The sequence below is a fragment of the Candidatus Thiosymbion oneisti genome (genome assembly GCF_900092655.1).
Lineage (GTDB): Bacteria > Pseudomonadota > Gammaproteobacteria > Chromatiales > Chromatiaceae > Thiosymbion > Thiosymbion oneisti.
This window is the reverse complement of the sequence record NZ_FLUY01001369.1, coordinates 1-10,223: the sequence shown is the minus strand read 5'-3', so window position 1 is coordinate 10,223 and position 10,223 is coordinate 1. Positions and strand designations below refer to the sequence as shown.

The following is a 10,223-nucleotide window of genomic DNA, read 5'->3' as shown; positions in this document are numbered from 1 at the left end:
CGCCGCCGGGCGCGTCCCGCGCCCGGCGGCTCACCACATCCTACCGGCTTTGCCCAACCTACGAGCTTCGCCCCTCTCCCCCCGGGAGAGAGTCTGCCCCGAGCGTAGCGAGGGGGCCGGGGAGAGGGGTTCAAATAAAGGAATGGGGAAGGGTTAAATGAACCGCTCTAAGCTAACCACTCGCTGAGAACGCAAAATAAGGCGAAATGGGGTACTGGATGTCAACACGCCCCACGCTCAATAACCCTGATCTTGGTAGACATCGGCGATGTAGTTCTCGAACTTGGTGTATTTGCCGAGGAAGGTGAGCCGGATGGTCCCGATAGGGCCATTGCGCTGTTTGGCAATGATAATCTCGGCGGTGCCTTTGTCGGGGCTGTCCTCGTTGTAGACCTCATCCCGGTAGATAAATGCGATCAGATCTGCATCCTGTTCAATCGCGCCCGAGTTGTGACTGACGATTCCGTCCGCCAGCCAGGAAGCGGGACCGGGCACCGTGAGATCGTAGACTTCCTCCGTCCCCGCCGGCTCGATCGACACCAGGGTATCCCAGAAGAGATCGCTTGTGGCGTGTCGGCGCAGATCATCGTCATCGAGCAGCTCGGCATAATGGGACAGGGTCTTCCGCGACGGGGCGAAGCGGAAATGTGATGTTCCTCCGTAGGCAGTGCCACGCAGGGCAGCCATGCGTCGTTGGGTAATCCCCTGGTTGTGCATAACCTCACGCACCCGTCCGAACAGCTCCCGCGGCAGTGTATCCACGTTGGGATTGGGCCGGACACCCGCCAGCGCCCGCGCCAATTGTTTCGCCTGTGCCCGCCGGGGACCAAATGCACCCACCGCGGCCAGGAAGCGGGTTTGATGCTCTGCGCCACTGACCCAGACCATATAGGTAGTGCGGTAGCGGGAGCTGGTGACCGACCGGATCCGGGCCACGATACCCAGCCGTAACAGCAAGGCGGCCACGTCTTCAGCCAGCGCGCGACTGTTGGTGCTCAGATGAACCCCATGACCACCCCGTTGTCCCGGTTTGGTCCCGTCGGTGGCCCAGAGATGGCGCAGAAACAAGGCCAGCTGCGCGTTATTCGCACGGAACAGGGCATCAGGGATGTGCTTTTCATGGGAGCGCTGGCCGAAGATGCCGAGCTCCCGTAGCCAGCGATTGATACCCTTGGGGTGCCAGCGATTGCCGTTGCCGCTGAAGATCAGCTGATGCCAGGCACCGCGTCCTGCGTGGCGGGTGATCCGCACCCCGAACGAGCGGGCACATGCGGTGACTATGCGGCTGTTGACCTCTGACGCGGTGGTATAGCGCAGTGGTTGGCCTGTGACGTAACTACCGTCGCCGATCAGATGGGCCAGCAGGATCAGCTGCTGCGCGGGCCATATTTGCGCGGATGGGGGTTCCGGCAGCTTCCGCGCCAGGGCCAGTCGATCGCCGGGACGCAGTTGCTCGACCGTGCGCCAGCGCTCAGCGGTACGCAAACGATGCTCAGCGGTTGCCCGCAGCACCCGGCCGCTGGCTAGCGTGAGCAGGTATACGGGCTTGTTGCCCACGGCCCAGATGCGGTCGGAACGGGCCGACACCAGCTTGCCGTTGTCATCGACCGCCCACACTTCCACCTGGGTGCCGACCAGATCCCGAATCGGCCGCCTGCGACCGTCTTTCAGCACGACGCGGGTCGCGCCGCTTACGCATTCCCGCAGGTCCGACATGATGGGCCGCTTGTTGGGTCGCTGCTCCAGGCTGCGGTTGAGCTGGGACAGGGCGATCACCGGGATGTCCAGCTCCTTGGCCAGGGATTTCAACGACCGCGAGATGGCCGAGATCTCTGCCACTCGATTCTCGCGCGCCTCGGGGGCCTGCATGAGCTGCAGGTAGTCGATGACGACCAGTGCCAGGTCGCTATGCTCGCGCTTCAAGCGGCGGGCACGGGCGCGCACCTCGGTCGGCGACAGGGCCGGCGTATCGTCGATGAACAGCCGGGTCTTGGACAGGATGTTCACGGACGAGGTCAGGCGCGGCCATTCGTCTTCCTCCAGCTTGCCTGTCCGCACCCGGTGCTGATCGATCCGGCCCAGCGACGACATCATGCGCATAGCCAACGCCTCCCCCGGCATCTCCATGCTGAACACGGCCACCGGGCGCTGCGTCTCTACCGATACATTCTCCGCGATATTCATCGCGAAGCTAGTGTTGTGCACACAGATGTCATTGGCAACGAAGTTATGCGTCTCGGGGACCGTGAGATCATAGACCTGCTTATGCCCCACATATCGGATGGCCCTGATTTCGTCCCAATAGACGTCGCTGGTTGCCAGGTCCATCAGGTCTCGATCCCCCAAGGCCGTCGCCAGGCGCATAAGCCGCGACCGGCTGAGTGAACGTCGGCCCACATGGATGTTGCTTGCACCGGACAAGCCCGCCCGTTGGGCGAGGCGGCTCCAGGGCTCGTCCCCTCTACTGGCAGCGATCCGGTCCCAAAATTCGACCGGAATCAGATCGCGGTTTGTCTGACGACGTTTGTTGGCGATTGCGTCTGCTATCCGCGCGATCGCATCTTCCTTGCCGAAAATCCCGATCTCGGATACGAAGGCCCGGATGGATTCGGCATCCGTGATATCGAGTTGGTAAGCGGTGAACCTCTTCTTACCGTTCGTAACCGTCCGGTTACGCAACTTAGCGATGATGCCGAACCGCAGCAGGAGGTGCTGTAGTTGGCATATCAGGCGCTCGCTGACCGATGCATAGCCCAATTGCGCTTGACCGCTCGTAAGCAGGCTCGCCCAACCGTCGGTGGCAAAGAGACGATTGATGAAGAGTGCGATCTGCATCCGGGGCAGACGGAACACGCAATCCGGGGTGCACTTGGTATGTGCATCTTTGCCCCAAACACCCAGGTCGTCGAGCCAACGGGTAAGGGCGTTCGGTGCGTTCTTGGCCGCACTATCGCGCCCAGCAGGCAGCCAGGCGCCATCCTTGGTGCCGAAAAAGGTGCAGATCTTGCGGTACAGGCGTTCTCCCGGAATTGTGTTGCCTTTGGTCCAGTTACAGACGCTCGCCGCTGACGCACCGATGGCGTAGGCGAATTGGCGATCAGAGCAGGGTGATGCGTCAAGTGCGCTGCGTAACCGTTCCGCAAACCGGCGCCGGTTTTCCTCGATCCGGGATTTATCCGCGGCGATGAGAACATCCGGTGCCCGGTCACGCCGTGTCTGCAAGGTCGCGCGTACCCCACCGAAAGACTCGACGGCAGCGATAAAATCGGCCCGAATGCGTGGGTTCAAATTGGTGAACCTGGGTGTGGATTGGGTCAAAGCACCGTCACCCAGCAGATACGCCAACAGCTTTATCCGGCATTCCTCCATACCCTGGTTGCCGAATACGGACAATCTCCGCGGGACCGCGATGCGTTGCCCGACTGCCAACTCCGCCAGTGGCCGCCATCCGAAGGGCGTAAGATAGGGGTGGGTGGCGGTGGTCTCGATGGATCGCCCCAAGCGTGTCGTTACCCGAAAAACCGGCTTTTCACCATCGTCCACATAGGCCGCAGGGGAAGCCAATCCGAGCTTCCAGTGCCTATCCAACGACAGGAGACGCGCGCGCCTTCGACGACAGAGGGTTTCTATCGTCTCCAGGCTGCCGTCTTCCAGCAGGATTTCGGTGTCGGCCTGGACACATTTCCCCATCGAAGGCCGGCCCGCCACGATAATCAAGTCGGAGTTCTGGAGCCCTGAGGTCATTTCATCGAAATCCGGGAACCCGGTCGCCAGCCCCGTAATCCGCTCATCGCTGTTGTAGAGCCGATCGATACGATCGATGGCCGTGACCAGGAGCGACTTGAGCTCCTTGAAACCACCCCCGCGCGCCAGCTGCTCGGCGATCTCGAACACCCGCCGCTCCGCCTCGTCGAGGATCTCATTGTCCTTGCGATCCCCCGGCTTGTAGGCCAGATCGGCGATCTCCGTGCCCGCGTGAATGAGCTGCCGCAGCACCGAGTTGAAGCGCACGATCTTGGCATAGGCCTCCGCATTGGCCGCGCTCGGGGTGTCCTTGGCTAGGGAGCCCAAGTAAGGAAGGCCGCCGGTATCCTCGAGATTTCCGGTGCGCTCCAGGGTCTCCGCCAGGGTCACCACATCGAAGGGCTGATCGGCCTCTACCAGACGGCTGATCGCCTCGAAGACCAAGCGGTGCTCACGGCGGTAGAAATCACCCGCCGCCACCTTGTCCGCGATCTTGTCCCAGGTCTCGTTATCCAGCATCAAGCCGCCGAGGAGGGACTGCTCCGCCTGAATGGAGTGGGGCGGCACCCGCAGGTTCTCGGCCCCATAGGCGGCCTCCTCGGGATAGGCGGTAGCTTCAGGAAAAGCGGAGACGTCCGGCTCTGACATAGCCCACACCGCAGCGCTGAGATTCAATTTTTACATCGCTATCTGCGGTAGTGATAACGACATTAGATGACCCGTATGTCTGTGTCGGAGACTTCGTAGACAAGACGGTGCTCGCAGGTGATGCGACGTGACCAAGTGTGATCTTTCAAGTATTTCAGGGGTTCTGGTTTGCCGGTTCCACTGAAAGGGGTGTGCAGAACCTCTTCGCAGAATCTCAAAATCTTCCGGGCGATACGGGGGTCCTCTTGCACCCAGTACGAAAGATCCTCAAGAGCGTTGTTTGACAAGGTTAAGGTACGCTTTGAGGGCATCTAGGGTGGGAAAAGTTTTATCATTTGAGTGGTCGGCGAGCGACTGGAGAATCCGCTGGGCATTGGCAGGGGAGCGCATGAGATGGAAGGTCTCCTGCATGGAGTTATAGTCTTCGGCAGACAGAAGTACTACGTCCGCGCCGTTTTTACGTTGCACGAAAACGGGTTGGTGTTCGTTGCAAACTTGATCACAGGTATGTTTAAGCGTGTTACGTAATCGACTAATGGTGACAGTCATAGACATAGATATTACCTTTTACTCATGGCGGGGATATTAAGCGATAGCACGCCTCTACCATCAAAGCTCAACCAACCACAAAACCGCACGACGGTTTTGCGGTTGGATGTAGCGACTTGTTACAAGCTATTTATCTCGCCTGACTGTCAAGTCCCGCCAGATTATAGCCGGATACCCCAACCCAGGCCAAGGCAGGTCCGCCGGGACCCCGCCGTGATCGCAACGCGCGCGCCAACTGGTACACCGCCATGGCATAGTAGCTGCTGTGGTTGTAGCGCGTAATCACGTAGAAGTTCTCCAGCCCGAGCCAGTATTCGTAACCGCCGGCGGCATCCAACTTGATCAGGCTGACCCGCTCCCTGCCGTCGAGCCCGGCAGTCACAGCGATTCCGTTCCGACGCAAGGCCGCGAGGCTATAGGTGCTATCGAAGCCCGTCTTCATCGCCCCCACACCCGCACCGCTCGCGGACGTGCGAACCGCCACGGGCTCTCCCTTGCGCCAGCCGTGGGACGCGAAGTAGTTGGCGACGCTGCCGATGGCATCTACCGGATTCCACAGATCACGCTTACCATTGCCGTCGAAGTCCACCGCCCACCTGCGAAAGCTCGAGGGCATGAACTGGCACAGCCCCATGGCACCGGCGTAGGAGCCCTTGGGTCCGAAGGGATCCAAGCCCTCGTCGCGGGCCATGATCAGAAAGGACTCGAGCTCGCCGGTGAAAAACTTGGAGCGGCGCGGATAGTCGAAGGCCAGGGTCGCTAGGGCATCGATCACCCGGTGTTTTCCCAGATAGCCGCCGTAACGGGTCTCGACCCCGATGATGGCGACCACATACTCGGGTGGCACGCCGTACTGGGCCTGGGCCCGCCGGAGCACCTTGTCGTAGCGGCGCCAGAAGCCGATACCTTTCGAGATATTGTTCCGGGTGAGAAACTTGGCGCGATAACGGGTCCAGGCCCCGGTCGGTCCCTGGGACCGCTTGCCCCTGGGGCGATTGACCAAATCGAGAATCCACTGCTGCCGCTCGACCCACGAGAGGACCCGTTCCAGATCGGCCCGTCTGAAGCCCTCCTCCCGCACCAGCTTGTCGATCAACCGCGCCGCGGCAGGATAGCCCGCGTAATCGCCGGAGAGACCGGAGGTCGGAACGCCGACTTTCCCGACATAGGAGACCGACTTGGCCTGCCGGATCTCAGGTGGGGCGACCCACACCCGGCTCGTCGTTCGCACCTGCTGAGGCGACGCATCCGCGGCCTTTTCAGGGCTGGAGCCGCAGCCGGCAAACAAGGTTGCAACCAGTGCCCAGGCAGTGAAAAAAAAGATTCGCATTACCATTCCTCCCTTATTTCGAGCCGCAGAGACACAGAGGACACAGAGGACACAGAGGATTTCCTCGAAGCAATTTCCTGCATTCTCCTGCGGTCCATTCTCTACCAGGGCCTCATTTTTTCCGCAAATGAACGCGAATCAACGCAAATCGGTCACAATCGATTTGCCATTATTGACGGTTCTTGGTCCATTCAGGATGATTTGCGGCCATTTGCGTTGATTTGCGGACAAATTTTCCGTGAAGACTCTGCCGGCTCGATGTTATCGGTAATGGATGGGCTCCGCTTTGCCCATCCTACGGGCCAAATGTCAACACGCCCTAAGCCCCCGGAAGTACCATGACCGCATCCATCTCCACCGCTGCCCCCTTGGGCAAGGCGCTGACACCGATCACTGCCCGTGCCGGATAGGGCTCGCTGAAATACTCGGCCATGATCCGGTTGACCAAGGAAAAGTCTTCCGGATCCGTCAGGAAGACCGTGAGCTTGACCAGATCCGCCAGACTACCCCCGGCGGCAACGGCCACCGCCTCCAGGTTGTCGAAGACCCGGCGGATCTGTGCCTGGACATCGCCTTGCACCAGCTCCATGGTTTCGGGGACCAAGGGAATCTGACCCGAGAGGTAGAGCGTCTCGCCCACCCGCACGGCCTGGGAATAGGTCCCGATGGCCCGCGGGGCGCGGTCGGTGTCGATAATTCGCTTATTCATGATCGGTTGCTCGCTGCCTGCGGAAAAACAGGAAATCCCCAAGTCGCACCATAGGCAATGGGCCATGACAGGTCAATGGATGCTGGCGCGTCGAATCGGAAAGCATCGAGACTCGGGCCGGATGCTCAGGAAAAGAGCTGTCGCCACCAGCGTCTGCGACCCTTGGTGATCACCTGGGTCGTCGGCAGGTCGATGGGGGGAATCCGACTCATGATCCAGCCGGGCAGCGGTGGATTATCACTGTAGCCACAGGAAACCCCGAGATTGTTCGGGTCATAGATCTTGATAAAGCTGGGCGCCTGCAAGTCGTCGGCATAGACGATTCCGCAGTAATCCTCCTGGTGCTCCTCGCGCAGCAGTTTGTCTATCTCGGTCACAAAGATCTCGACGCGGGCGGTGTCCGCAGGTTCACCGGGCGGCTCCTCCCCCACCGCATAGAGATACCAACCGTCTCCCGAACCCGCGCGCACCCGGTCCCACAGGGCATCGAGCTGATGCCAACGCAAGGCGGCGGTAAAGCTACCCCTGAATGCCTGCAGATAGACCGGTTCCAAGCCGTCGATGCTGTACATGGGCTACTCCGAGCATGATTGATCTGACACCGCCGCTCCCAGGCCACGGCCGGCGGGGGAAGTACAAGGCCGCTATTCAAAAGGCGCACCGGATTGCTATATTTGGCCTTTTATAGAGGAGAATCCATATCCATGTCAGCACTCTTCGAATCCAAGCTCTCCGGATTGGCCCTGCTCAACCGCGGCAAGGTACGCGACATCTACCAGGTCGATGAGGACCAGCTGCTGATCGTCACCAGCGACCGTCTCTCCGCCTTTGACATCGTGTTGCCCCAACCTATCCCCGGTAAAGGCGAGGTGCTCACCCGCCTCTCCAATTTCTGGTTCGAGCAGACCCGAGATATGGTCCCCAATCACCGCTCCGACGTCACCCCGGATCAAGTCATCACCAACCCCAAGGAACGCACCCTGCTCGGCGACCGGGCCCTGATAGTGAAACGGCTCGATCCGCTGCCGGTGGAGGCCATCGTCCGCGGCTACATCATCGGCTCGGGCTGGAAGGACTACCAGCGCACGGGGGCGATCTGCGGCATCGGCTTGCCAAAGGGACTCGCCCAGGCAGACCAGCTGCCGGAGGCCATCTACACGCCCTCGACCAAGGCCACCGTCGGGGAACACGACGAGAACATCGACTTCAACCGCACGGTCGCGCTCATCGGCCGCGAGCTGGCCGAGCAAGTCCGGGACATCAGCCTGCGCATCTATACGACCTGCGCCGAATTTGCCCGCGACCGGGGCATCATCATCGCCGACACCAAGTTCGAGTTCGGCCTCGACACCGACGGCCGCCTGTATCTGATCGACGAAGTGCTCACCCCGGACTCCTCCCGCTTCTGGCCCCAGGACCAATACCGCCCCGGCATCAGCCCCCCCAGCTTCGATAAGCAGTTCGTCCGCGACTACCTCGAGGCCCTGGACTGGGACAAGACCCCCCCCGCCCCGGCGCTGCCTCAGGACATCATCGACAAGACCGCGGCCAAATACCGGGAGGCCGAGGAGCGTCTGACCCGGACTACTCTGTAGGGGACCTTGAAAAATCGCCTGCCCGCCAATCTTTCACGACGTGAAGTGAAGACACGGTTCATGGGAGCAGACCTGATCCGGTCAAGTCCCCATACTTGGCAATAGGTCCGCGCAGTACCTGATGGCGGGAAACCCGCCCGGCTCCCGGACGGGTGCCTTGGAGTCCGGTGCGAGCACCGCCAACAGCCAGCGAAAACCATAGTCCTTTGCCGTCTCCAGCACCTGCGGGCTGTCGTCGATTAACAGGGTACGTTCACGATCGAACGGCTCGATGGCTTGTACCCGGGGCCAGAAGTCGTCCGCTTCTTTGGGGCTCCCCAGATCGTGGGAGCAGATGATGTGCTCGAAATGGTCGGCCAGTGGTGTCTTCTCCAGCTTGAGGGCGATCGATTTCGGGTGGGCGTTGGTGACCAGTACCCGCCGTTTGCCCAGTGCGGTCAACGCTTCCAGAAAATCCACCACCTGGGGATGCATGACAATGAGGTGACCGACCTCCTGCTTGAGGAGTGCGATGTCCAGCGCCAGCTCACGGCTCCAGTGCTCGACGCAGTACCAGGCCAATGTACCTTCCCGATTGTGGTATCGCCCCAGGAGTTCGGCCCGTGCCCTAGCCAGAGGCAATCCACGTGCCGCGGCGTAGCGCAGGGGCACATGCTCGCGCCAGAAGTGGTTGTCGAAGTGCAAGTCGAGCAGGGTGCCGTCCATATCCAGGAAGACAGCGTCGACGGCATTCCAATCGATCATCGGGTTAAGGTAAGTCCAATTGGATGAAGATTATCGAAACTAGCATAAAAGAACTTTGGTAGCGGTTAAAGTTTAAATGGAAACATCGCCACTCGCAGGGGGTTGGGCACGCCACACGCAGCACCTCCTCTCCCGCCGGGAGAGAGCCTGCCCCGAGCGCAGCGAGGGGGCCGGAGAGAGGGGATCAAATCAAGCAACGGGGCATAATGAACCGCTCTACGCTAACCATTTAAAAATTTACCATTACCAGCCGCGTAGGGCGGATAAGCTTGCGCCATCCGCCGTATGCCAGCCACCTTCGGCGGGTGGTGGCCAGGCTCCCTCCTGCGTCGGGACGGGGCCTGGCCTGACCCGACCTATGGGCTCATACCGGATCGGCATCTGGGTGCACACTTTGGGGTCCGAGAGCCGCCAGCGCCAGAGGGTGCGGTGCCAGAATCGCTCGCCGGTGACTTGCAGGCGTTTGTGGAACAGGGCTTTGCTGGCGACGCCGACACCGCATTGCCAACGTGGCTCCGGGGGGCCGGTCGGGCTGTAGGTAACCGCGTTGAGGATTAAATCGGTGCGCGGTTTGATTGGCCAAGCGGACCGAAAAACCGATCTTCATTAGAGTTGTACCCTTTGTAACATGCTTTAAAATCAGTATGTTAAAAGAATCATTTGGTGTCTAACCCTTTGTTTCCTGGTTAATAACTACCGTACCGGCCTCATATTCCAATATAACTGATTGATTTTTAAGGACCTGCATCGGGTACAACTCTATTAAACCATGTGCCCTGTTCGGCTGTGGGGTGAAGAGCAAAAACAAGGTGGGTGTCCTTTTATCCCGATTCGACCCCCACTGCTTTTGCCATCCCTGGCGCCTGGATTCCGGCAATCCCTGCCGGAATGACGGGGTAGGGGT

At 60.3% G+C, this 10,223-nt stretch carries 9 protein-coding genes; 1 reads left to right on the top strand and 8 read right to left on the bottom strand.

Going from position 1 to position 10,223, the window contains the following annotated elements:
• Positions 1-237: 237 nt before the first annotated feature.
• The 6 genes from dnaB to BQ17_RS13970 form a co-directional block, all read right to left on the bottom strand.
• Positions 238-4,392 carry a replicative DNA helicase gene (dnaB, locus tag BQ17_RS13995; protein ID WP_089728070.1) on the bottom strand — a complete coding sequence of 1,385 codons (4,155 nt, stop codon included), beginning with the start codon at positions 4,390-4,392 and terminating at the stop codon, positions 238-240.
• A 62-nt stretch (positions 4,393-4,454) separates the two neighbouring features.
• A complete protein-coding gene (locus BQ17_RS13990) occupies positions 4,455-4,703 on the bottom strand; it encodes a Txe/YoeB family addiction module toxin (RefSeq protein WP_089728068.1) in 249 nt (82 codons plus the stop codon).
• Positions 4,660-4,941, bottom strand: a complete 282-nt coding sequence (locus BQ17_RS13985; RefSeq protein ID WP_218068274.1) for a type II toxin-antitoxin system Phd/YefM family antitoxin — start codon at positions 4,939-4,941, stop codon at positions 4,660-4,662. The genes BQ17_RS13990 and BQ17_RS13985 overlap by 44 nt, the downstream gene beginning before the upstream one ends.
• Positions 4,942-5,071: 130 nt before the next feature.
• Entirely contained in the window at positions 5,072-6,271 is a 1,200-nt protein-coding gene (gene mltB / locus BQ17_RS13980; RefSeq protein ID WP_089728066.1) for a lytic murein transglycosylase B, read from the bottom strand.
• 319 nt (positions 6,272-6,590) lie between these two features.
• Positions 6,591-6,980 carry a RidA family protein gene (locus tag BQ17_RS13975; RefSeq protein ID WP_089728063.1) on the bottom strand — a complete coding sequence of 130 codons (390 nt, stop codon included), beginning with the start codon at positions 6,978-6,980 and terminating at the stop codon, positions 6,591-6,593.
• 125 nt (positions 6,981-7,105) lie between these two features.
• The gene (locus BQ17_RS13970; RefSeq protein WP_089728061.1) at positions 7,106-7,552 is read right to left on the bottom strand and encodes a hypothetical protein; all 447 of its coding nucleotides are present in this window, start codon (positions 7,550-7,552) and stop codon (positions 7,106-7,108) included.
• Positions 7,553-7,684: 132 nt separating this feature from the next.
• On the opposite strand from BQ17_RS13970, the gene BQ17_RS13965 reads away from it, so the two are divergent.
• Positions 7,685-8,575 carry a phosphoribosylaminoimidazolesuccinocarboxamide synthase gene (locus BQ17_RS13965; RefSeq protein ID WP_089728059.1) on the top strand — a complete coding sequence of 297 codons (891 nt, stop codon included), beginning with the start codon at positions 7,685-7,687 and terminating at the stop codon, positions 8,573-8,575.
• An 81-nt stretch (positions 8,576-8,656) separates the two neighbouring features.
• Here BQ17_RS13965 and yrfG read toward each other — a convergent pair whose 3' ends face one another.
• Positions 8,657-9,319 carry a GMP/IMP nucleotidase gene (gene yrfG / locus BQ17_RS13960; protein WP_089728057.1) on the bottom strand — a complete coding sequence of 221 codons (663 nt, stop codon included), beginning with the start codon at positions 9,317-9,319 and terminating at the stop codon, positions 8,657-8,659.
• A gap of 243 nt (positions 9,320-9,562) precedes the next feature.
• A complete protein-coding gene (locus tag BQ17_RS24255; protein WP_089728055.1) occupies positions 9,563-9,895 on the bottom strand; it encodes a DUF2169 domain-containing protein in 333 nt (110 codons plus the stop codon).
• Positions 9,896-10,223: the final 328 nt, after the last annotated feature.